The sequence below is a fragment of the Salipiger mangrovisoli genome (genome assembly GCF_015223355.1).
Taxonomy (GTDB): Bacteria; Pseudomonadota; Alphaproteobacteria; order Rhodobacterales; family Rhodobacteraceae; genus Salipiger; species Salipiger mangrovisoli.
Map to the genome: position 1 here is coordinate 149,619 of NZ_JADFFK010000009.1, position 21,154 is coordinate 170,772.

Below are 21,154 nucleotides of genomic sequence, written 5' to 3' on the forward strand. Positions count from 1 at the left end.
GTCAGAGCACCCCGCGCGGCAGGAAGACGGTGAAGACCTCGGCAAAGAGCCAGTTCAGCCCGAAGGAGAAGACCGCCGCCACGGCCACCGCGATGAGCAGCGTCGCGGGCCTGCGCGGCATCAGCACCAGCTCGAGCGCGAGGATGAAGAGGAAGCTCGCGATCTGGAAGCCCAGCAGCGGGATCGCCAGCAGGTAGACCGCAAGCGCCCCCAGCACGACGAAGACGAGATGGCGGCGCTTGGCCCAGGCCACGGTCTGGCAGGCGAAGCGGCCATAGGCGCCGGCGGGAATTTTCCGCAGCGCGTCGATGATGGCGATGACCGCCACCAGCGCGATGCCGGCGAAGACGATCTTCGGGAAGGCGCCCGCGCCGAGCTTCTCGAAGCGCGAGGTGGGGATCCCCATGGCCGAGACGAAGAGCCCGACCGAGGCGAAAAGGATCAGCACGTAGCTCAGGAGGCGGGCGATCTCGCCCGCCTCCCGTGCCTGCTGCTTGTCGTAGCCGGCGTCGCTCACGGTGCGAGCACCTCGGCCAGCGACTTCACGGTCTCGTCGAGTTTCGACAGGTAGGCGCGGTAGCCCTCCTGGCCGCGGAAATCGACCGAGGCGCCGGCGTTGTTGGTCTGCTCGATGTAGGTCGCATCCTGCGACAGCGCCTCGAGCGCCGCTTCCAACTTGTCGCGGGCCTCCTGCGGGGCGCCCTTGGGCATGACGATGCCGCGGGTCACCTGCAGTTCGAGATCGGCACCGAGTTCCTTGAAGGTCGGCACCTCGGGCGCTTCCTCGACGCGCTCCGCGGAGCCGACGGCAAGGAACTGCAGGTCGCCGTTGTCGACGAACTGCTTCGACGACGAGATGTCGCCGATCGCGGCGTCGAGGTTGCCGCCGACCAGCGCACGGACGCGCTCGCCGGTGCCCTCGTAGCCGACGTATTGGAACTGCAGGCCGTAGGCCTGTTCGATCATCGCCGCGTGCAGATGCGGCACGCCGGCCAGCGTCACGCCCATGGTGATCTCGCCCGGATGCGCCTTGGCATAGGTGACGAATTCCTCGAAGTCCGAGTAGTCCTCGGTCGGGTGCACCACGAGGTACTGCGGCGAGGCGGTCATCAGCGCGATCGGCTCGAAGTCTTCCCAGCTGAGGTCGGTGATGCCGGTCTCGGTGGCGGTCAGCAGGCCCTCGTGCACCTGGCTGATGGTGTAGCCGTCATTGGCGCGGCGCGAGGCTTCGCGCAGGCCAACGGTGCCGCCAACGCCGGGCATGTTGATGATCGGCATCTCGGCACCGAGGAAGGGCGCGATGTTGCCGGCGATGAGGCGCATCAGCGTGTCCGACCCGCCACCCGGCGACCAGGGCACGATGAATTCGACCGGGCGCTCGGGGTAGTCGGCGGCGCTGGCAGGCGCGGCGATCAGCGCGGCGGCGGCAAGAAGGGCGGCAAGGCCCGTGCGGAGTTTCATTGGGAGGCTCCCTGTATGCTGGCAAGTCGGCGGTTTGGCCGCCGAGAGTTCTGGTTCGTGGACTCGAAGTAACACAAGACCTAGCCACACAAAGCGCGAAGTTATTGCCATCATTTTCAGTATTGCTTAACTTATATCCATGGACACCCGTCAGCTTCAAACCCTTCTGGCCATCGAGCAGCACGGCGGCTTCGCCGCGGCGGCGCAGGCGATCAACTTGACCGCCTCGGCAGTCAGCCAGCAGGTCTCTGCCCTGGAGGCCGAACTGGGTGTACAGCTCTACGACCGCACGCGCCGCCCGCCGGTGCTGACCGCCAAGGGCGCCGAGATGCTGCGCTCGGCGCGGCAGATCCTGCGCATCGTGACCGAGACCAAGGCCTCGGTCACCGGCGGCGACGTCAGCGGCACGCTGGCCTTCGGCACGCTGCGCACCGGGGCGAACTCGTTGGTGCCGAACGCGCTGGCAAGCTTGCAGAAACGCTATCCCGATCTGACCTACCGGCTGCGCATCGGCATGTCCGAGGAGCTGATGGCCGAGGTGGTCTCTGGCCAGCTCGACGCGGCGCTGGTGGCAGAGCATGTGGCCGTGCCCCCGAGCCTGCGCTGGACAGAGGTGCTGAGCGAGCCCTTGGTGGTGATTACCCCGCCCGGCACCGGCGGGCTGACGATCCCCGACCTGCTGCGCCGGGTGCCCTACATCCGCTACCGCACGCAGGTGCCGCTGGCGCGCCAGATCGATACCGAGATCGCCAGGGTTGGAGTCGCACCGCGGCAGGTGGTTTCGGTCAACACGATGACGGCGGTGGTGGGCTGCGTGCGGGCGGGCATGGGCTTTGCCATCATCCCCTACGTCGCGCTTCAGGATTCGATCACCGCCGCGCTCGATTGGTTTCCCTTCGGCGCGCCGCCAATTCACCGCCGACTCGGCGTGGTGCAGCGCCCGACGACGAGCCGCGCCGAGGTGCTGTCAGCCCTGATCGCCGCGCTGGTCGAGCATGGGCGCCCGCGCGACGATCACGACTGAGCCCGTGATGTCTCAGCTGCGGTCTTCGATCATCCGCGCCAGCGCCGGGTCGTCCCCGAAGAAGGGCTCGGCCGAGACGCCCATCGCGTCCCATTGATCGGGCTGGATCACCAGCCGCGCGCGCAGTTCGTTCTGGAACGGGCTGATCTTGCCGGTGCGCCGGGCGCGGGCCTTCAGCAGCTCGCCCTCGATCGCGGCGGCGATATCGCGATATTCACCGCGCGCCACGAGTCCTTCCGCATAGGCAAGGATCTCGCCGCTGATGGTGACTGTCTCTGTCTTGCGCATGAACCGACCCCCCTCATACTCGCGTGGCAGCGGAATAAGTGTACCCCGAGTCGGCCTGTGGACAATCCCCTAAGTTAACGCCTCGTTAATGCTTTTGCCTAAAATGCGACCTGAATGCCGCGCCGGATTCCTCCGGCGCGGCGCGGGCTGAAATCAACCTTGGGCAGATCGAAACCTCAGGCCCACTCGCCTTTGCGGAAGACCGGCACGCGGGTGCCATCCTCGCGGATGCCGTCGATGTCGGTCTCCGCGCCGCCGATCATCCAGTCGACATGGATCATCGAGGCGTTGCCGCCCTGCGCCGCCACCTGTTCGGGCGTCAGCGACGCGCCGTCGAGGAAGCACTTGGAGTAGCACTGTCCCAACGCGATGTGGCAGGCGGCGTTCTCGTCGAACAGCGTGTTGTAGAACAGCAGCCCCGACTGCGAGATCGGCGAGCTGTGCGGCACCAGCGCCACCTCGCCGAGGCGCGCCGCGCCCTCGTCGGTGGCCAGCAGCTCGCGCAGCACCTCTTCGCCCTGCGACACCTTGGCTTCGACGATGCGTCCCGCCTCGAAGCGCACCTCGATGCCGTCGATCAGGCTGCCCTGATGCGACAGCGGCTTGGTCGAGCGCACCGTGCCCTCGACGCGCTGCGCGTGCGGCGTGGTGAACACCTCTTCGGTGGGCAGGTTCGGGTTGCAGGTCACGCCGTTCTGCGCGGTGCTGGCGCCGCCGTGCCACTCGTGCCCATCGGCAAGCCCGATCGTCAGGTCGGTGCCCGGCCCGGTGAAATGCAGCGCCGAGAAGCGCTCGGCGTTCAGCCACTCGGTGCGGGCGCGCAGCGCGGCGTTGTGCTCGGCCCAGGCTGCGACGGGATCATCGCCGGTGACGCGCGAGGCGGCAAAGATCGCCTCGGCCAGCTTGGCCTGCGCCTCGGGTTCGGAAAGCTCGGGGAACATGCGCTTGGCCCAGGCCACCCCCGGCCAGGCACAGATCGACCAGTTGATGTTGAAGTTGGTGATCTTTTCCATCGCCGGTTTGTAGGCGCGGGAGTTCGCCTTGCCGGTGCGCGAAACCTTCGCCGGATCCTGCCCGGCCAGCAGCATCGGATCCTCACCGACGATGGCCATGCGCGCCGCACCCTCGCCAAACGCCTCGGCCATGCCGTTGTAGAGCCAGCCCGCGGCAGTGTCGAAGCTGTCGTCCTGGCCAGCCTCGAAGCGCGCCAGCGCCACATCCGAATCCGACAGCAGCGGGGTGACCAGCGACGCCCCGGCGCGATAGGCGGCACGGGTCACCGCGCGCACCAGCGGCAGGGCCGACACCGGCGCGGTCAGCACCAGTTGCTGGCCGGGCTGGATGTTGACGCCGGTGCGCACCGCCACTTCGGCAAGCCGGTCGATCAGCGTCGGGTCAATGGGGGTGGACGTCATGCAAAGCTCCTGAATTTGTCTGTTGCGGCCAAAGCTGGGCCTGCAAGCCAGGACAGTCAAGCGCCCGCCCGCCAGAGTGACCTCGCGTGAAACTGCCACAGTCGGGGTCCCCGGTCTCAAGACAGATTGAAGATCGCCCGGTTTCGGTGCTAGGAGACCTGCCATGTTTCGAAACCTCTGGCAGATGATCATCGGCCCGGCTTTCCGGCGGCCGCCGCGATTTCAGGTCGCGGCGATGTGCTATCGCCTGGCCGACTGCGCCGATGGGCTGGAGGTCCTGCTGATCACCTCGCGCGACACCAGGCGCTGGGTGCTTCCGAAGGGCTGGCCCAAGGCCGGGCTCGATTCCGCCGGCACCGCGATGGAAGAGGCCTGGGAAGAGGCCGGGGTCGTCGCGCCGGACGCCACGACCCGCGAGATCGGCAGCTACCGCTACGACAAGCGTCTCGATGGCGGGCTGCCGATGGACACGGTGGTCTTCGTCTATGCCGCAGAGGTGAGCGAGCTGCGCGACGACTACCCCGAGGCGGGCCAGCGCGAACGGCGCTGGGTGCCGCCAAGCGAGGCTGCCACGATGGTCGACGAGCCTGGCCTGCAAATGCTTCTGGCCCGCGTTCCGAGCCTTCTGCCCCTGCCCGAGACCAGCTGACGCCCATGACAGAGCCCTCGCATCGCGCGGCAAGGCCCGCGTCGCGGCCCGAGTCCGCGAAGCACTCCCAGGACTGGCCGACGCTGGACAAGGACCTCGGGCGCATGTCGCTGATCGAGTCCGCCGCGATCTACACCTCGCGGCCGCTCATCGGGGTCGGCATCTCGCTGCTGTTCATCGCGGTGGTCGCGGCGATCGTCGCCTTCGCCACCGGCGGGCTTCAGGGCACGCTGACCATCGCCCTCGCCGCCGCCTTCGCAGCCTACATGGCGCTCAACATCGGCGCCAACGACGTGGCCAACAACATGGGTCCGGCGGTGGGCGCGAACGCGCTGTCGATGGCCGGGGCCATCGCCATTGCCGCGGTCTGCGAGACAGCCGGGGCGCTGCTGGCCGGCGGCGAGGTCGTCTCGACGATCTCCAGCGGCATCATCGCCCAATCCGAGATCACCGGGAGCGTGCACTTCGTTCAGGCCATGATGGCCGCGATGCTGGCCGCCGCGATCTGGATCAACACCGCGACCTGGATGGGCGCGCCGGTCTCGACCACCCATGCGGTGGTTGGCGGCGTCATGGGCGCGGGCATCGCCGCCGCGGGCTTCGGCACGGTCAACTGGGCGACCATGGGGACCATCGCCGCAAGCTGGGTGATCTCGCCGATCATGGGCGGGGTGATCGCCGCCGCGGTGCTGGCCTTCATCAAGTGGAAGATCATGTACGTCCCGGACCGGATCGCCGCCGCGCGGGTCTGGCTGCCGGTGCTGATCGGGGTCATGGCCGGGACCTTCGCCTGCTACCTCGCGCTCAAGGGCCTGCGGCAGGTGATCCACCTCGATTTGCGCGAGGCCGCGCTGATCGGGCTCGGCGCCGGCCTGCTGTGCTGGCTCGCCGCTGTGCCGCTCGTGCGGCGGCAGTCGCGCGGGATGGAAAACCGCAACGCCTCGCTCAAGGTGCTGTTCCGCCTGCCGCTGGTGATCTCGGCGGCGCTGCTGTCCTTCGCGCATGGTGCCAACGATGTCGCCAATGCCGTCGGTCCGCTTGGGGCCATCGTCCGGGCGCTGCAATCCGAGGAGACCGCGGCGCAGATGAGCGTGATCCCCTACTGGGTGCTGATGATCGGCGCGCTGGGGATCTCCTGCGGCCTGGTCTTCTTCGGGCCGCGGATGATCCGCATGGTCGGCAGCCAGATCACCAAGCTCAACCCCATGCGGGCCTATTGCGTCGCCCTCTCGGCGGCGCTGACGGTCATCCTCGCCTCCTGGCTCGGGCTGCCGGTCAGCTCGACCCATATTGCCGTGGGGGGCGTCTTCGGCGTCGGCTTCTTCCGCGAGTGGTATGTGGCCCGCCGTGCCAGCACCGGCGCAGGTCCCAAACGCGCCGCGAAACCCATGCCGATCGAGGAGCGCCAGCGCCGCAAGCTGGTCCGACGCTCGCATTTCATGACCATCATCGCCGCCTGGCTGGTGACCGTCCCGGCCTCGGCGCTGCTGTCGGCGCTTTGTTTCCTACTGATCGCCGCGCTGTTCGGCTGAGCTTAATCGGCGCTTTACGGGCCGGGGTGCAGGGTATATAGCGCACCCTTTCCCGGCGCCCTGACTCGGTCTGACTCCTCGAACCGACATCCTCCGCCGACAGTCCTTGGATCGGATCTCAGACCTTGAAACAATCCCTCGCAGCCGCTCTGCAAGCCCGCGGATACGAAACGCTCACCCCGGTGCAGGAAGCCGTGGCCGACCCGGCGATCGCCGGCGCCGACCTGCTGGTTTCCGCGCAGACCGGTTCGGGCAAGACGGTGGGCTTCGGCCTTGCCATTGCCCCCGCCATCCTCGGCGACGCCGAGAGCTTCGGCGCCGCCGGCGCGCCGGAAGCGCTGATCATCGCCCCGACCCGCGAGCTGGCCCTGCAGGTCCGCCGCGAGCTTTCCTGGCTCTACGCCGAAGCCGGTGCCGTCATGGCCTCCTGCGTCGGCGGCATGGACGCGCGCACCGAGCGCCGGGCGCTCGAGCGCGGCGCGCATATCGTGGTCGCCACCCCCGGCCGTCTCTGCGACCACCTGCGCCGCGGCGCGCTTGACCTGTCGCAGGTCAAGGCTGTGGTGCTCGACGAGGCCGACGAGATGCTCGACCTCGGCTTCCGCGAAGACCTCGAGACCATCCTCGAGGCCTCGAACCCCGAGCGCCAGACGCTGCTCTTCTCGGCCACCGTCTCGCCGCAGATCGCCCAGTTGGCGCAGCGCTACCAGCGCGACTCGCAGCGCATCCAGGTTCAGGGCGGGGCCAAACAGCACTCCGACATCGAATACCGCGCGGTGATCGTCGCCCAGGGCGACCAGGAGAACGCGATCACCAACCTGCTGCGCTTCCACGAGGCGCCCAACGCCATCGTCTTCGCCAACACCCGCGCCACCGTGTCGCGTCTGGTGTCGCGCCTGACCAACCGCGGCTTCGCCGTGGTCGGCCTGTCGGGCGAGCTGAGCCAGGACGAGCGCAGCCACGCGCTGCAGGCAATGCGTGACGGCCGCGCCCGCGTCTGCGTCGCGACCGACGTCGCCGCCCGCGGCATCGACCTGCCGAACCTCGACCTGGTGATCCACGCCGAGCTGCCGCAGAGCAACGAGGCGCTGCTGCACCGCTCGGGCCGCACCGGCCGCGCCGGGCGCAAGGGCATCTCGGCGCTGATCGTGCCGCTGCGCGACCGCAAGAAGGCCGAGCGCATCATGCGTTTCGCCAAGGTCGAGGCCGAGTGGGGCGAAGCCCCCAGCGCCGACGCCGTGCTGGAACGGGACGAGGCGCGTCTGATGAGCGATCCGCTCTGGACCGACCCCTCGCCCGAGACCGATGCCGCGCTGGTGACCCAGATCACCGAGAAGTACAGCGCCGAGGAAATCGCCCAGGCGATGGTGCGCCAGTGGCGCAGCCTACGCTCGGCCCCCGAGGAGCTGCTGCCGGTGGATGCCCGCGCCGAGAAGGCGCCGCGCACCGAGCCCTTCGGCGCGAGCCGCTGGTTCACCGTCACCGTCGGCCGCGAAGGCAACGCCAACCCGCGTTGGCTGCTGCCGAAGATCTGCCGCGCCGGCAACATCACCCGCGAGGCGCTCGGTGCCATCCGCATCGCCGAAGAGCTGACCTATGTCGAGATCTCCGAAAGCGCGGTCGAGGGCTTCCTCGAGGCGCTCGGCCCTGACATGGAAGTGGCGCAGGGGCTGGTGATGGAGCAGGTCGACGGCCTGCCCGAAGAGCTCAAGAGCGCGCCGCGCGGCCCGAAGCCCGGTGGTTTCAAGAAAGACGGTGGCTTCCGCAAAGAGGGTGGCTTCCGCAAGGAAGGCGGTTTCAAGAAGGAAGGCGGCTTCCGTAAGGAGGGCGGCGGCTTCAAGAAGGAAGGCGGCTTCAAGAAGAAAGAGGGCTTCGGCGGCCCCGGCGGCTTCAAGCGCAAGTCCGAGGATGGCGACTTCGAGCGCCCGCGCCGCGATCGTGCCGAGGGTGGCGACAAGCCCAAGGGCAAGTTCGGTGCCAAGAAGTCCTTCAAGGACACCGACGGCGCCCACAAGAAGGCCGCCCCCAAGAAGCACCGCAAGGGTCAGTGACCCGAGCCGCCGCCGGGATGACCGGCGGCGTGTTTCCCGCCGCTGATCCCGCGGGACCAGAACAAAAGGCCGCCGGATGATCCGGCGGCCTTTTTCATGTCTTGCCAGAGGATGGCGCCCCCGAGGCGCGGCGCGTCAGTGCGCCGCCCCGCCGGCCCCCTTGGCCGGGGGTTTCATCGCCAGCGCCATGACCGCAAGCCCGGCAAAGAGCACGGTGATCAGCAGGAAGACGTCGATGAAGGACAGCACCATCGCCTGCTCTGCCACCCGGCCCGCCATCTGCTGCAGCGCACCGCGCTCGCCGTCGATGCCCTGCGCTGTCAGGTTCTGCCCCATCATCTGAAGCTGCCGCAGCGCCTCGGGATTGTCCCAGCTCAGCGCCTCTTTCAGCCGCGCCGTGTGCAGCGCGCCGCGATCGGTCAGCGCCGTGTTGATCAGCGCCAGCCCCACCGCGCCGCCAAGGTTGCGCATCAGGTTGTAGAGGCCCGAGGCGCTTTTCATCTTGTCCGGCGGCAAGGTGCCGAGCGCGAGGTTGTTGATCGGCACCATGCAGATCATCAGCGACAGCCCGCGCAGCACCTGCGGCCAGAGCAGCTCCTGGAAATCCCAGTCGGCGGTCATGCCGGTCAGCATCCACGACGAGATGCCGAAGCCGATGAAGCCCATCATCAGCATCAGCCGCAGGTCCATCTTCGACGACAGGATCCCCGCCAGCGGCGCCGAGACGAACATGGCAAGCCCCGAGACGAAGACCGTCTCGCCGGTCATCAGGCTGTCGTAGCCGCGGATCGCCGACAGGTAGAGCGGGTAGAGGTAGGTCATCCCGTAAAGCCCGATGCCCATCACGAAGCTGAACACCGAGCCCACGGCGAAGTTGGTGTTCCCGAAGGCCGAGAAATCCACCACCGGGTTCTTCAGCGTGAAGGCCCGCCAGAAGGTGACGACCCCGCCGACCACCATGACCACGAAGAGCACGGCAACGATCTCGTCCTGGAACCAGTCGTTGCCCGGCCCTTCTTCGAGCACGTATTCCATCGCGCCGAGGAAACAGGCCAGCGCGCCGAGGCCGATCCAGTCGAATGTGTCGAAGAGCTTCCACTCGGGTTTGTCGAAATCGATCAGCGACAGCGCGCCGATGGTGACGAGGATGCCTGCGGGAACGTTGACGAGGAACAGCCAGTGCCAGCTCATCGCGTGGCTGAGGTAGCCGCCGACGGTCGGGCCGACGGTGGGCGCAAGCGTGGCGACAAGGCCGATCAGCGGCGAGACGATCGCCCGCTTCGACGGCGGGAACAGCGTGAAGGCCGCGGCGAAGACCGAGGGGATCATGCCGCCGCCGAGGAAGCCCTGCACCGCGCGCCACAGGATCATCTCGTTGATGGAGCCCGAGGTCGCGCACATGAAGGACGCCCCGGTGAAGCCCGCCGCCGAGATGGCGAAGAGATACCGCGTCGACATCATCCGCCCGAGCAGGCCCGAGAGCGGGATCATGATCACCTCGGCGATCAGATACGAGGTCTGCACCCAGCTGATCTCGTCCGACGAGGCGCCGAGTCCCGCCTGAATTTCCGGCAGCGAGGCCGAGACGATCTGGATGTCGAGGATCGCCATGAACATGCCGAAGACCATGACGAAAAACGCCGCGACCCTGCGCGGCGTAAGTTCGGGCTCTGCGGCCGGCGTTTGGGCTGCGGTGCTCATTTCGAGACCCCCGCAAGCTCCGTACCATCGGGCGCGGTGCGCTCGTCGATCTCGACCACGACCGACAGGCCGGCGCGCAGGCCGGGCGTGCCCTCGGGGAGCTCGATGCGCACCGGCACCCGCTGCACGATCTTGGTGAAGTTGCCGGTGGCATTGTCGGCGGGCAGCAGCGAGAAGACCGAGCCGGTGGCCGGGGCGACAGACACGACGCGGCCCTCGATCTCATGGCCCTCCATGGCATCGATGCTGATCTTGGCGGTCTCACCGGGACGGATATTGGCGAGCTGGGTTTCCTTGAAGTTCGCTTCCACGTAGAGCCCGTGATCCGGCACCACGGCGGCGAGCCGCGCGCCGATGCTGACCAGTTCGCCCTCTTCGATGGCGATATTTGCGACGGTGCCGTCAAACGGCGCGCGCAGCACGGTGTGATCGAGGTCGCGCTGCGCCTGAGCGATGTCGAGCTCCATCTCGCGGCGGCTCGACTCGGTCTCGGCGCGCTCGGCCTTCAGCACCTCGACCTGCGCCTCGGCGCCCTTGATCGCGGCGGCGGCGGCGGCGCGGTTGGCCTTGGCCGTCTCCAGCGCCTCGGTCGCGTCATCGAGATCAGCCTGCGAGGTGACCTTGCGCGCGGCCAGCCCCTCGGCACGGGTCAGCGCGGTCTGCGCGCTGCGCAGCGCGGCCTCGGCGGCCGACAGCTCGGCCTCGGCCTGGGTCACGCTGGCCTCGGCGGCGGCGGTCTCGGCATCGATCCGCGCCAGCGTCCGTTCAAGCGTCGGCAGCTGTGCCTGCTTCTGCTCGAGCGCGATGCGGTAGTCGCCGTCCTCGATCCGCACCAGCACGTCGCCCTTGCTCACATGCTGGTTCGCCTGCACCGGGATCTCCTCCACATATCCCTGCAGCTTCGACGACACGAGCGAGAGGTCGGCCTGAACATAGGCGTCATCGGTCTCGATCATGAAGCGCCCGTCCGTCCACCAGCCGTAGCCTTCGTAGCCACCCGCCAGCAGTGCGATCAGCGCGATCCCCCCAAGGATGCGCTTCTTGCGGCCGGACTTCTTCGGCGGCTTCTCCGCGGTTTCGTGAGTGGTGGCTTGCGGAGCCGTCGCGGGGCGGGTCTCGGGGGCGGTGGGTTCGATGCGGTCGTGGCGGGACATGGAGGTCACCTTTGGAGGTCGAATGCAGATGGGAGGAGGGATTCGCTGATCGAACCGCTCGGTTCGACTGCACATAGGCGGGTGCCGTTACGAAATCAAGACTTCATCGAACCGATCGGTTCGATTATATGAGCGGTATGAAACTCGACATGATCACTGAGCGGGCCACAGCCTGCGCGCAGAAGCGCCGCCACGCCGCGGGCGAAGACCCTGAAAAACGCCGTCAAATCCTCGACGGCGCGTGGAGGGTCTTTGTCGATCAGGGATTCGACGCCGCCTCGATGAACAGCATCTGCAAGGCGGCAGGGGTCTCGAAGGGAACGCTCTATGTCTACTTCGAGAACAAGGAGGATCTCTTTGTCGCGCTGGTCGAGGACAAGCGGAAGGATTTCTTCGACGGCATCTTCGCGCGACTGGTCGAGGCGGGCACGATCGAGGAACGGCTGCTGGCCTATGCCATCGGTCTCTCGACGCAGCTCAATTCAGAGGATGTCATCCGCGCGCAGCGCATCGTGATCAGCGTGGTCGAGCGGATGCCCGAGCTCGGGATGCGCTTCTACGACGCGGGGGCGAAGCATTTCCTCGGCTGTCTTGAGGATTTTTTGCGGCGCGAGACCGACGCGGGCACCCTGAACGTGCCCGATACCGCACTGGCCGCCGGTCAGTTCATCGAGCTTTCGACGACGCTGACCTGGCGCCCGCGGCTCTTCGGCCGCCGCCCCGACGCGCCCACCGAGGAAGAGATCACCCGCGTCGCGAAGGACGCGGTGCGCGTGTTCCTGGCCGCTTACAAGGCATGAGGCGCCCTGCGGGGCGCCTCGATTTCAGCCCGGGTCGCGCGGGTCAGGCCGCGCGGGTCAGCATGCCGAAAAGATCCCGGGGATCGTCCGGGTCGGCCAGCAGGTCGAGCATCTCGCAGAACTGACCGTCCGCGATCAGCCCGTGCACGTAGCACAGCGCCGAGAAGTCCTCGATGGCAAAGCCCACCGAGTCGAAGAGCGTGATCTGCTTGGCGTCGCGCCGCCCGGCCACCTCGCCGCGCATCACCTGCCATAGCTCGGTCACCGGATGATCCGGCTCGAGCTGCTGGATCTCGCCCTCGATCCGGGTCTGCTCGGGGTATTCCACGAAGATGTCCGACCGCAGCAGGATGTCGCGGTGAAGCTCGGTCTTGCCGGGGCAGTCGCCGCCGATGGCGTTGATGTGCACGCCCGCGCCGACCATGTTGTCGGTCAGGATCGTCGCGTACTGCTTGTCGGCGGTGCAGGTGGTGATCACCTGCGCGCCCTCGACCGCTGCTTCCGGGCTGGTGCAGCGCACCACCTCGAAGCCCTGCGCCAGAAGGTTGCGCTCGGCCTTGTCGGTCGCCGCCGGGTCGACGTCGTAGAGCCGCAGCCTGTTGATCCCGCAGAGCGCGCGGAAGGCCATCGCCTGGAACTCGCATTGCGCGCCGTTGCCGATCATCGCCATGACCTCGGCCCCCTTTGGCGCAAGGTACTTGCCGACCAGCGCCGAGGTCGCTGCCGTGCGCAGCGCGGTCAGCAGGGTCATCTCGGTCAGCAGGATCGGGTAGCCGTTGGCCACGGACGACAGAACGCCGAAAGCGGTGACCGTCTGGTAGCCCTCGCGCATGTTCTTGGGATGGCCGTTCACGTATTTGAAGCCGTAGTTCTCGGCGTCCGCCGTCGGCATCAGCTCGATCACCCCGTCCCGCGAATGGCTGGCGACGCGCGGCGTCTTGTCGAACTCGGGCCAGCGCTTGAAATCCTCCTCGATCACCGCGGCAAGCCCGGTGATGAAGGCCTCGACGCCATGGGCGTGCACCAGCTTCATCATGTTCTCGACCGACACGAAGGGCACGTAGGCCAATGCGGACGGTTTGAGAGTCGAAGGTTTCACGGCCATCATCAGAAGCTCCGGGTCATGCGGTCGAGCACGCGGCGGCCGAAGAGGCTTGCCGTCAGGTCGCAGAGCAGCTTTGCCGTGCGCCCGCGCTCATCGAGGAAGGGGTTGAGTTCGACGAGGTCGAGCGAGCGCACCAGCCCGCTGTCCCCGAGGGTTTCCATGATCAGATGCGCCTCGCGGAAGGTCGCGCCGCCGGGCACGGTGGTGCCCACGGCGGGGGCGATGCCGGGCTCGAGGAAATCGACGTCGAAACTGACGTGCAGCAGGCCATTCGCCGCCCGGACCTTCTGAAGGAAGGTCTTCAGCGGGGCCAGCACGCCGGTCTCGTCGATGGCGCGCATGTCGTGCACCTCGATGCCTTTCTCCGAAATCAGCTTGTGCTCGGCCCGGTCGACCGAGCGGATGCCCATCATGCAGATGTTCTCCACCGGCACGGTGGCGGCGAGCGGCGGGTAGGCGTCATTGCCCGTCTGGCCGGTGAAGTAGTTGACCGGGGTGCCGTGCAGGTTGCCGCTTGTGGTGGTTTCCAGCGAATGCAGGTCGGGATGCGCGTCGAGCCACAGGACAAAGAGCGGACGTCCCTGCTCCTTGGCGTAGCGCGCCATGCCCGCCACGGTGCCCGCGCTCATCGAGTGATCGCCGCCCATGAAGATCGGCAGGTCATGCGCGCTGGCCGCGTCGTAGGCCGCGGCTTCCAGCACCTCGATCCAGGCGATGGTCTCGGCGAGGTTGTGGATCACGCCGTTTGCGTGGTCCTGCGGCGGCAGCACCGGGATGTTCAGGTCGCCAAGATCGGTCACCTGCCAGTCGAGCTCGGCCAAGGTCGGCTCGAGCCCGGCGGTGCGCAGGCTGGCGGGGCCCATCAGGCAGCCCGGTTGCGACGCGCCGGTCTGCACCGGGGCGCCGAGAAGGGAACAGGTTCTGGACATGGTCACTCCACTTGAATTTGCAGCATCATGCACCGATCTGATGACTTTTCCGCTCGTCAATGTGACCAGATCGGCATATCAGCTGTCCACTTTGATCATTCAAGAAGTCAAATAGCACAGCATGACCCAGCTTGCCCCCACCGACCGTGCCATCATCGCCGCGCTGCGCGGCGACTCGCGTATGTCGATCACCCAGCTGGCGCAGACCGTCGGGATCTCGCGCACCACGGCCCGCGCCCGGCTCGAGGCGCTGGTGGCCGAGGGGCGGATCCGGCGCTTCACGATCGAGACGGACCAGGATGTCGAGGGAGAGGTGCGCGCGATCACCATGGTCGAGCTGCAGGGGCGGTTGTCGCGCAACGTGATCCGCACGCTGACGCGGATCCCCGAGGTCGCGACCATCCATGCCACCAACGGGGCATGGGATCTGGTGGTTGAAATCCGGACGGACAGCCTCGTCAACTTCGACCGGGTGCTTCGCGAGATCCGCGAAGTGCCGGGGGTTTTGAACTCGGAAAGCTGCCTGCTGCTGGCGCATGTGGCCGGATAGGGCCGGGCGGGCAGTCGGCCGCCCGGCTTTGGGGTCCGGTCAGCCCTGCGTGTCGTCCGACAGCGCCTTGAGGCGGCGCAGCAGCGCCGCGTCGCGATAGGCGATATCCTTGGCAAAGCTCTCCTCGGTCGGCGTGCCATAGGCTTCGACCAGCATGGCGCGGGTCTCTGTGTCGAGCCGCGCATCGCCGAGGTCGTCCCACCAGGTCTCGACCGCCTCGCCGAGGTGATCGAGGAAATGCGCCATGCCGCCGACGCCGCCCGCCAGCGCAAAGATCTTGCCCTGCCCGATGAAGGCCCACCGCTGCCCCGGCCCCATCGAGGCGGCAAGGTCGATGTCGGCCATCGAGGCCACACCCTCGCGCGCCAGGTAGACGCTTTCGCGCAGCACGGCGGCCTGCAGGCGGTTGGCGATATGGCCGATCATCTCGCGGTTGAGCTTGATCGGCACCTTGCCGACCGAGGTGTAGAAGGCCATCGCGGCCTCGACCGCTTCTGCCGAGGTCAGCTTGCCCGGCACCACCTCGACCAGCGGCACGAGGTGCGGCGGGTTGAACGGGTGGCCGACGACCAGCCGCTCGGGATGTGTCATCTCGGCCTGCAACTCGCTGGGCATGATGCCGCTGGTCGATGAGGCAATGACAACCTCGGGGGCCAGCGCGGATTCGAGCTTGGCGTAGGTCTCGCGCTTGATCTCGATGCGCTCGGGGGCGTTTTCCTGCACCAGCTCGGCGCCGGTGGCGGCTTCCTCGGGCGTGGCGAAGAAGGAAAGCGCGGCCTGCGCCTCCTCGGCGCTGCGGCCCGAGGTCTGCCCGAGCGCCTCCAGCGACGGCCATGCGGCGGTGACGAAGGCGCGCAGCTTCGCCTCGGCGCCCGCGCCGGGATCGCTGGCGCGGACGGTCAGGCCTGCGCCTAGGAACAGCGTCGCCCAGCTGGCGCCGATGGTACCGGTACCGATGACGGCGACGGTCTGGGGGTTGGTCGGGAAGGGCATGGGAAAACCTCTCGAATTCGGGAAATCGCGCATGGCTGGGCGGAAGCCGCCTCGCTTGCGCGCACCCTAGCCGTTTGCGCGGCGGGGGAAAGACCCCTCGGAGGGATCGCCCCGTACCGCCGCGCGCCATGCCGCCGCGTAACGGTCCAGCGCGCCTCGGTCCAACCTCAGCTCATGCGGCTGCACCGCGCTCGCCGGGGACTCGCCTGCCGCCAGAAGCGCCGCGCCGATGCTGGTGCCGGTGGCCGAGGCAGAGCAGGCCACCTCGCGCCCGGTCGCCACGGCCAGCATGTCGAGCAGCAGCGCGTTGCGCGCGAACGGCCCTTCGACGACCACCGGCCCCCCAGCGCCGATCAGCGACAGGCATTCGGCGGTCATCAACCCGAGGTAGAAGGCCAGCGCGACCGATTTCTCGCCAGGCGAAAGCGCCTCGGTCCAGTCGCCGTGCCGTCCGGGGAACGGACCCGAGGAGGTTTCGACCGAAGGGAGCAATAGCGCCTTGCGCGTCAGCACGGCGCTCACGTCGCGTTCGGAGTGGGGGCCGGTCTCGGGTTTCAGCATCTCGTACTCGCGCCCGCCCATGAAGCGGGCCGAGGGCGTCGGCCCACCAAGCGCGTTGACGTTGATCAGCAGGTCGCGCGCCGGGTCGAGCGGCACCTGCGCGCCGCCCACCGCCATGGAGATCACCCAGGTGCCCGTCGAGACCACGGCAAAGGGCTGCGGCAGCGCCTTGAGGTGCGGCAGCAGCGAGGCGTTGGAATCGTGGATGCCCGAGAGCACGGGGGTATCGGGCGCGATCCCCGTGCGCGCGGCGATCTCCGGCAGCAGCGTCCCGGCCACGTCGCCCGCTCGGGCAAGCGGGGCCATCTTGCCCTCCAGCCCAAGCGCCGCGACCAGCGGCGAGAAGGTGCCCTCGCGCGGCTGCCAGAGATCGGTGTGACATCCGAGCGAGGTATACTCGCAGCCGAAACGTCCGGTCAGCCGCCCCGACCAGTACTGCGGATAGGTGACCACCTGCGCGAGGCGCTCGCGCAAACCCGGCTGGGTTTCCAGCAGCCAGTGCAACTGCGCCCCCGAGTTCAGCCCCATCGGCAGTCGCGGCGATCCGGTCAGCGCGAACTCCGGGCGGATGGCATCATACTGCGCCATCAGCGCATCCGGCCCGTCGTGCTCGTAGTCCAGCATCGGGCAGGCCAGCGCCCCTGCCCCGTCGAGCAGCACCAGCGAGGCACCATGGGTGGTAACGCTGATCGCGTCGATGCCGTGTTCGGCCTGAAGTTCGGTCAGCCCGTCCAGCAGGAAGGCCCAGAGCCCCTCGAGGTCGTAATGCGGGTAGGGTCCGCTCGTCAGCACCGCGTTCGGGCGGGTCCGCACGCCGATCTCGGACATGCTGTGCATGTCCACCACGGCGATCTTGGCGTTGGTCTTGCCGATGTCCCAGACGGCGACGTGGCGGGGGTTCGGGCAGGGCGGCGTGGTCATCTCGGCCTCATTTCATGTGAAACATTGGCTCGAGTGGCAGAGCCACCGGCTCGTTGTCCGGATGGGTGCGCATGATGTCGGCCATATGCGCCCACCAGCGCTGCATGACCTCGGTCCGCGGCAGCGCATCCATGCCGTGGTCCTCGCGCCGCCAGAGCACGCCGAAGAGATGGCCCGTCTCGGGATCGAGGTGGATCGAGTAGTCCTCGACCCCGGCCTCCTTCAGCAGCGTGACCAGCTCGGGCCAGATCGCGTCGTGGCGGCGCTTGTACTCCTCGGCGCAGCCGGGGTTCAGCTCCATGCGGAAGGCGTATTTCTCCATCAGCGCCTCCACATCGCCCAGAGCCGCGGCAGGGCGATGACCCCGATGAGCAGCATGCCGATGAAGATCGACATGACGATGCCCGGCACGTTCAGAAGGCCCAGACCGAAGGTCACCAGCCCCATGACGAAGGCGGCGATCACCACGCCGGGGATCGAGCCCGAGCCGCCGAGGATCGACACGCCGCCGAGCACCACCATGGTCACCACCTCCAGCTCCCAGCCAAAGGCGATGGAGGGCCGCGTCGAGCCGAGCCGCGAGGTCAGGCAGATCGCCGCGATGCCCGACATGAGCCCGGTGAGCAGGAAGAGGATGAACTTCACCCGCGCCACCCGGATGCCGGAGAAGCTGGCAGCGGTGGCATTGTTGCCGATGGCATAGACCATGCGGCCGAAGTTGGTCCGGTGCAGCAGGATGTAATAGAGCACGGCGAGCAGCGCGAAGAGCACGAACTCGAAGGAAATGACCCAGAACACGTAGCCCTGCCCGAAGTAGGCGAACTCCGCCGGGTAACCGCGGTAGGCGCCGTCGCCCAGCACGATGTAGGAAATGCCGCGGAAGAGGCTCATCGTGCCGATCGTCACCACGATCGACGGCAGCCCCATCTTGGTGACCAGCACGGCGTTGAAGGCGCCGCAGGCGAGCCCCGTCGCAAGGCCGATCAGCACCAGCTCGGGCGTGCCCGCGCCGTATTGCACCGCCGCCCCCATGGCGGTGGAGGCGAGCGCGATGATCGAGGCGACCGAGAGGTCGATCTCGCCGCTGATGATCAGCAGCGCCATGGCGAAGGCGATCATCGCCTTCTCGGTAAAGTTGAAGGTCGCGTCGCTGAGGTTCCAGGCGTTGAGGAAATAGGGTGAGGCGAAGCTGTTCGCGATAAAGATCGCCACGGCGACGGCGAAGAGCAGCAGTTCCCAGCTTTTCAGCAGCCGCGCACCGGGGCCCTGCAAACGGTCGGGAATATGGCGGGGCGCCTGCCCATGGGATGCGGTCTCGGTCATGCGTGGCCCTCCGCGCGCTTGAGGATGATGCGGCCCTTGCTGCGGCCGGAGCGGGTGTTGAAGGCCACCGCGACGATGATCGCCGTGCCGGAGATGGCGAGCTGCCAGAAGGGCGAGATATCGACCACCGGCAGGGCGTTCTTGACGATGCCGAGGAAGAGCGCGCCGAGCAGCGTGCCGAGGATGGTCCCCGCTCCGCCGGCGATCGAGATGCCGCCGATGACGCAGGCGGCCACCACCTCGAGCTCGAAGCCGCCGGCAATGTCGACATAGGCCACCGAGTAGCGCGCGACCCAGAGATAGCCGGTCAGCCCGGCCAGCATGCCGGAGAGGGTGAAGGCCATGAACTGGGTGCGGCCGACGTCGATGCCGGTATAGACCGCCGCATGCGGGTTGCCGCCCACGGCGTAGAAGGCGCGGCCCAGCGGCGTGCGGGCGATGCCGAGGAAGAACAGCCCGGTGACGAGGATGGCGATCCAGGCCAGCACCGGCAGGCCGAGCAGCTCGGCGCGCGGGAAACCGGTGAAGGCGTGGCTCATCTCATGCGCGTTGACCCAGGCGCCGCCGGAGAGGACGAAGATGAGGCCGCGGTAGATGGTCATCGTGCCGAGCGTGACGACGATGGGCGGGATGTTCAGCTTCCAGACCATCAGCCCGTTGATCATCCCCATCACCGCGCCCATAGCGAGGGCAAGGACAAGGATCGCCGCCATGGGCACGCCGGGATAGGCCGCGTTGAGCATGGCGCAGACCATGCCGGTGAGCGCGAGGTTGGCCGCGACCGAGAGGTCGATGCAGCGGGTGAGGATCACCACCGTCTGCCCCAGCGCCAGCAGGATCAGCGGCGAGGTATCGGTGAAGACGCGGGCGAGGTTGCCGGGCTCGACGAAAGCCGGGAAGCGGCTGGCGATCAGCACCAGGAGCGCGAGGATCGCGGCCGAGAGGATCGCCTCGCGGGATTTCAGGAAGGTCTTCATGTCGCGGCTCCCTGTGCCCGTGGGCGGATGGGGGCGCTGCCCCCTCTTCGCTGCGCGAATTCACCCCCGGCGTATTTTCGGAACAATGAAGGGGACGGCTGGATACCGAGGCTCATGGCTGCGCTCCGATGCCGGCGGCGTGGCGGACGAGGTTTTCCGGGGTGAGCGCGCCGCCTTCGAGTTCGGCGGCGATCAGCCCCTCGCGCATGACGATGACCCGGTCGGACATGCCCAGCACCTCGGGGATCTCGGAGCTGACCATGATCACCGAGAGGCCCTGCGCCGCGAGCTCGGCCATGAAGCCGTGAACCGCGGCCTTGGAGCCGATGTCGATGCCCTTGGTGGGCTCGTCGAGGATGATCACCTTGGGCTTCGTCGCCAGCCACTTGGCGATCACCACCTTCTGCTGGTTGCCGCCCGAGAGGTTGCCGACGTCCTGATCGAGCGCCGCGGCGCGCAGGTCGAGCCGTTCGGTATACTCGCGCGCGAGGGCGAATTCCTCGGACAGGCGCAGGAAGCCGCTCCGCGAGGTCTGCGCCAGCGAGGGCAGCGTGACGTTCTGGAAGATCGGCAGGCCGATCACCGCGCCCTGCCTGCCGCGGTCCTCGGGGACGTAGACGATGCCGTTCTCCACCGCCTCGGCGGGCGAGCGGATCACCCGCACCTGCCCGTCGATGCGCACCGCGCCCTTGGAGGGTTTCGTCACGCCGAACAGTGCCTGCATGACCTCGGAGCGCCCTGCCCCGACCAGCCCGTAGAAGCCCAGGATCTCGCCGCGGCGCAGGGTGAAGTTGATCTCGTCGAACTCGGTGGGATGGGCGTAGCCCACCACCTTCAGAACCACGTCGCCGATGTTGTGGGCGCGCTGCGGGAAGATCTGGTCGACCGAGCGGCCCACCATCAGGCGCACGAGCTCGGCCTCGTCCACGTCGGCGATCAGGCCCGAGCCCACGTGCTGCCCGTCGCGGAAGACGGTGTAGCGGTCGGCGATGCGGAAGATCTCGTCGAACTTGTGCGAGATGAAGAGGATCGCCCGGCCCTCGGCGCGCAGCCGCTCGACCAGCTCGTAAAGCTCCTCGATTTCCTTGTGCGAGAGCGCGGCGGTGGGCTCGTCCATGATCACGACGCGGGCGTCGACCGAGAGCGCGCGGGCGATGGCCACGAGGTGCTTCGAGGCGATGCCGAGCTCGCGCAGCGGCATGTCGGGATCGAGATCGGCGTCGATGCGCGACAGGATCTCCTGCGCATCACGGCGCATCTTCGACCAGTCAATCAGCCCGAAGCGCCCGCGCGGGGCGTGGCCGATGAAGATGTTCTCGGCGACGGAAAGCTCGTCGAAGAGCACCGTCTCCTGGTGGATCGCGGTGATCCCGGCGGCGGTGGCGTCCTGCGCGCTGGCAAAATGCACCGGCTGCCCGGCAAGGGAAATCGTGCCGCCATCGGGTTGGTAGATCCCAGTGAGCGTTTTCACGATGGTCGACTTGCCCGCGCCGTTCTCGCCGACCAGCGCGGTGACCTGGCCGGGGTAGAGCTCGAGCGTGACGCCATCGAGGGCCTTCACCCCCGGAAATGTCTTGGTGATCCCCTCGAGCCGCAGCACGGGGGCAGCATCGGCCGTCGCGCCACTGGATGAAGCGGCGACGGGCGGGGTGGTGAGGCTGACTTGCATCGAGGCCCCCGATAGGTGGGTTGGGTGGGACCCCGGCGCAAGCGCGCCGGG

General features: G+C 67.8%; 20 protein-coding genes. 6 read left to right on the top strand and 14 right to left on the bottom strand.

Annotated elements, in window-relative coordinates; translation table 11 throughout:
* Window position 1: 1 nt before the first annotated feature.
* Together IQ782_RS13695 and IQ782_RS13700 are read right to left on the bottom strand one after the other, a co-directional pair.
* Window positions 2–517 (bottom strand): tripartite tricarboxylate transporter TctB family protein, encoded by a 516-nt coding sequence (locus IQ782_RS13695; protein ID WP_194135205.1) that lies wholly within the window; start codon window positions 515–517, stop codon window positions 2–4.
* A complete protein-coding gene (locus tag IQ782_RS13700; protein ID WP_194135206.1) occupies window positions 514–1,461 on the bottom strand; it encodes a tripartite tricarboxylate transporter substrate binding protein in 948 nt (315 codons plus the stop codon). The genes IQ782_RS13695 and IQ782_RS13700 overlap by 4 nt, the downstream gene beginning before the upstream one ends.
* A 139-nt stretch (window positions 1,462–1,600) precedes the next feature.
* On the opposite strand from IQ782_RS13700, the gene IQ782_RS13705 reads away from it, so the two are divergent.
* Window positions 1,601–2,485 (top strand): LysR family transcriptional regulator, encoded by an 885-nt coding sequence (locus IQ782_RS13705; protein WP_194135207.1) that lies wholly within the window; start codon window positions 1,601–1,603, stop codon window positions 2,483–2,485.
* Window positions 2,486–2,497: 12 nt separating this feature from the next.
* Here the strand turns inward: IQ782_RS13705 and IQ782_RS13710 are convergent, their stop codons facing one another.
* Both IQ782_RS13710 and IQ782_RS13715 read right to left on the bottom strand, forming a co-directional pair.
* Window positions 2,498–2,773 carry a hypothetical protein gene (locus IQ782_RS13710; RefSeq protein ID WP_194135208.1) on the bottom strand — a complete coding sequence of 92 codons (276 nt, stop codon included), beginning with the start codon at window positions 2,771–2,773 and terminating at the stop codon, window positions 2,498–2,500.
* A 176-nt stretch (window positions 2,774–2,949) separates the two neighbouring features.
* Window positions 2,950–4,188 carry an aminopeptidase gene (locus tag IQ782_RS13715; protein ID WP_194135209.1) on the bottom strand — a complete coding sequence of 413 codons (1,239 nt, stop codon included), beginning with the start codon at window positions 4,186–4,188 and terminating at the stop codon, window positions 2,950–2,952.
* Window positions 4,189–4,351: 163 nt separating this feature from the next.
* On the opposite strand from IQ782_RS13715, the gene IQ782_RS13720 reads away from it, so the two are divergent.
* The 3 genes from IQ782_RS13720 (at window position 4,352) to IQ782_RS13730 (ending at window position 8,420) form a co-directional block, all read left to right on the top strand.
* Window positions 4,352–4,837, top strand: a complete 486-nt coding sequence (locus IQ782_RS13720) for an NUDIX hydrolase (RefSeq protein ID WP_194135210.1) — start codon at window positions 4,352–4,354, stop codon at window positions 4,835–4,837.
* A 5-nt stretch (window positions 4,838–4,842) separates the two neighbouring features.
* Window positions 4,843–6,369, top strand: coding sequence for an inorganic phosphate transporter (locus IQ782_RS13725; RefSeq protein ID WP_194135211.1), 1,527 nt, complete (start codon window positions 4,843–4,845; stop codon window positions 6,367–6,369).
* Window positions 6,370–6,494: 125 nt separating this feature from the next.
* The gene (locus IQ782_RS13730; protein ID WP_194135212.1) at window positions 6,495–8,420 is read left to right on the top strand and encodes a DEAD/DEAH box helicase; all 1,926 of its coding nucleotides are present in this window, start codon (window positions 6,495–6,497) and stop codon (window positions 8,418–8,420) included.
* Between the two features lie 135 nt (window positions 8,421–8,555).
* Here the strand turns inward: IQ782_RS13730 and IQ782_RS13735 are convergent, their stop codons facing one another.
* Window positions 8,556–10,121: a DHA2 family efflux MFS transporter permease subunit gene (locus IQ782_RS13735; protein ID WP_194135213.1), complete on the bottom strand. Its 1,566-nt coding sequence runs from the start codon at window positions 10,119–10,121 to the stop codon at window positions 8,556–8,558.
* Window positions 10,118–11,275, bottom strand: coding sequence for an HlyD family secretion protein (locus tag IQ782_RS13740; RefSeq protein WP_194135214.1), 1,158 nt, complete (start codon window positions 11,273–11,275; stop codon window positions 10,118–10,120). Before IQ782_RS13740 ends, IQ782_RS13735 begins: the two co-directional genes overlap by 4 nt.
* Window positions 11,276–11,424: 149 nt before the next feature.
* Between IQ782_RS13740 and IQ782_RS13745 the strand changes: the two genes are divergently transcribed.
* On the top strand, window positions 11,425–12,075 hold the full coding sequence (locus IQ782_RS13745; protein ID WP_240989284.1) for a TetR/AcrR family transcriptional regulator: 651 nt from the start codon (window positions 11,425–11,427) through the stop codon (window positions 12,073–12,075).
* Window positions 12,076–12,118: 43 nt separating this feature from the next.
* On the opposite strand, the gene IQ782_RS13750 is transcribed toward IQ782_RS13745, so the two are convergent.
* Window positions 12,119–13,183, bottom strand: a complete 1,065-nt coding sequence (locus IQ782_RS13750) for an ornithine cyclodeaminase (RefSeq protein ID WP_420832647.1) — start codon at window positions 13,181–13,183, stop codon at window positions 12,119–12,121.
* Window positions 13,183–14,109, bottom strand: a complete 927-nt coding sequence (gene rocF / locus IQ782_RS13755) for an arginase (RefSeq protein ID WP_194135215.1) — start codon at window positions 14,107–14,109, stop codon at window positions 13,183–13,185. Before rocF ends, IQ782_RS13750 begins: the two co-directional genes overlap by 1 nt.
* Before the next feature lie 121 nt (window positions 14,110–14,230).
* Between rocF and IQ782_RS13760 the strand changes: the two genes are divergently transcribed.
* The gene (locus tag IQ782_RS13760) at window positions 14,231–14,659 is read left to right on the top strand and encodes an Lrp/AsnC family transcriptional regulator (RefSeq protein WP_194135216.1); all 429 of its coding nucleotides are present in this window, start codon (window positions 14,231–14,233) and stop codon (window positions 14,657–14,659) included.
* 39 nt (window positions 14,660–14,698) lie between these two features.
* Here the strand turns inward: IQ782_RS13760 and IQ782_RS13765 are convergent, their stop codons facing one another.
* From IQ782_RS13765 to IQ782_RS13790, 6 genes are all read right to left on the bottom strand, one after another.
* The gene (locus tag IQ782_RS13765; protein ID WP_194135217.1) at window positions 14,699–15,652 is read right to left on the bottom strand and encodes a 3-hydroxyacyl-CoA dehydrogenase NAD-binding domain-containing protein; all 954 of its coding nucleotides are present in this window, start codon (window positions 15,650–15,652) and stop codon (window positions 14,699–14,701) included.
* Window positions 15,653–15,718: 66 nt separating this feature from the next.
* A complete protein-coding gene (locus tag IQ782_RS13770; protein WP_194135218.1) occupies window positions 15,719–17,134 on the bottom strand; it encodes an FGGY-family carbohydrate kinase in 1,416 nt (471 codons plus the stop codon).
* Between the two features lie 7 nt (window positions 17,135–17,141).
* Complete coding sequence (gene rhaM / locus IQ782_RS13775) at window positions 17,142–17,456, bottom strand: L-rhamnose mutarotase (RefSeq protein ID WP_194135219.1); 315 nt, start codon at window positions 17,454–17,456, stop codon at window positions 17,142–17,144.
* Complete coding sequence (locus tag IQ782_RS13780; protein ID WP_194135220.1) at window positions 17,456–18,457, bottom strand: ABC transporter permease; 1,002 nt, start codon at window positions 18,455–18,457, stop codon at window positions 17,456–17,458. The genes rhaM and IQ782_RS13780 overlap by 1 nt, the downstream gene beginning before the upstream one ends.
* A complete protein-coding gene (locus IQ782_RS13785) occupies window positions 18,454–19,434 on the bottom strand; it encodes an ABC transporter permease (protein ID WP_194135221.1) in 981 nt (326 codons plus the stop codon). Before IQ782_RS13785 ends, IQ782_RS13780 begins: the two co-directional genes overlap by 4 nt.
* Window positions 19,435–19,546: 112 nt before the next feature.
* Window positions 19,547–21,103: a sugar ABC transporter ATP-binding protein gene (locus IQ782_RS13790; RefSeq protein ID WP_194135222.1), complete on the bottom strand. Its 1,557-nt coding sequence runs from the start codon at window positions 21,101–21,103 to the stop codon at window positions 19,547–19,549.
* Between the last annotated feature and the right edge of the window lie 51 nt (window positions 21,104–21,154).

Coding starts and splice junctions, on each gene's coding strand:
- IQ782_RS13780 (WP_194135220.1), bottom strand. CDS start 18,457: ATGACCGAGACCGCATCCCATGGGCAGGCGCCCCGCCATATTCCCGAC.
- IQ782_RS13770 (WP_194135218.1), bottom strand. CDS start 17,134: ATGACCACGCCGCCCTGCCCGAACCCCCGCCACGTCGCCGTCTGGGAC.
- IQ782_RS13785 (WP_194135221.1), bottom strand. CDS start 19,434: ATGAAGACCTTCCTGAAATCCCGCGAGGCGATCCTCTCGGCCGCGATC.
- IQ782_RS13760 (WP_194135216.1), top strand. CDS start 14,231: ATGACCCAGCTTGCCCCCACCGACCGTGCCATCATCGCCGCGCTGCGC.
- IQ782_RS13765 (WP_194135217.1), bottom strand. CDS start 15,652: ATGCCCTTCCCGACCAACCCCCAGACCGTCGCCGTCATCGGTACCGGT.
- IQ782_RS13745 (WP_240989284.1), top strand. CDS start 11,425: ATGATCACTGAGCGGGCCACAGCCTGCGCGCAGAAGCGCCGCCACGCC.
- IQ782_RS13740 (WP_194135214.1), bottom strand. CDS start 11,275: ATGTCCCGCCACGACCGCATCGAACCCACCGCCCCCGAGACCCGCCCC.
- IQ782_RS13750 (WP_420832647.1), bottom strand. CDS start 13,183: ATGATGGCCGTGAAACCTTCGACTCTCAAACCGTCCGCATTGGCCTAC.
- rocF (WP_194135215.1), bottom strand. CDS start 14,109: ATGTCCAGAACCTGTTCCCTTCTCGGCGCCCCGGTGCAGACCGGCGCG.
- IQ782_RS13700 (WP_194135206.1), bottom strand. CDS start 1,461: ATGAAACTCCGCACGGGCCTTGCCGCCCTTCTTGCCGCCGCCGCGCTG.
- IQ782_RS13705 (WP_194135207.1), top strand. CDS start 1,601: ATGGACACCCGTCAGCTTCAAACCCTTCTGGCCATCGAGCAGCACGGC.
- IQ782_RS13710 (WP_194135208.1), bottom strand. CDS start 2,773: ATGCGCAAGACAGAGACAGTCACCATCAGCGGCGAGATCCTTGCCTAT.
- IQ782_RS13735 (WP_194135213.1), bottom strand. CDS start 10,121: ATGAGCACCGCAGCCCAAACGCCGGCCGCAGAGCCCGAACTTACGCCG.
- IQ782_RS13720 (WP_194135210.1), top strand. CDS start 4,352: ATGTTTCGAAACCTCTGGCAGATGATCATCGGCCCGGCTTTCCGGCGG.
- rhaM (WP_194135219.1), bottom strand. CDS start 17,456: ATGGAGAAATACGCCTTCCGCATGGAGCTGAACCCCGGCTGCGCCGAG.
- IQ782_RS13790 (WP_194135222.1), bottom strand. CDS start 21,103: ATGCAAGTCAGCCTCACCACCCCGCCCGTCGCCGCTTCATCCAGTGGC.
- IQ782_RS13715 (WP_194135209.1), bottom strand. CDS start 4,188: ATGACGTCCACCCCCATTGACCCGACGCTGATCGACCGGCTTGCCGAA.
- IQ782_RS13725 (WP_194135211.1), top strand. CDS start 4,843: ATGACAGAGCCCTCGCATCGCGCGGCAAGGCCCGCGTCGCGGCCCGAG.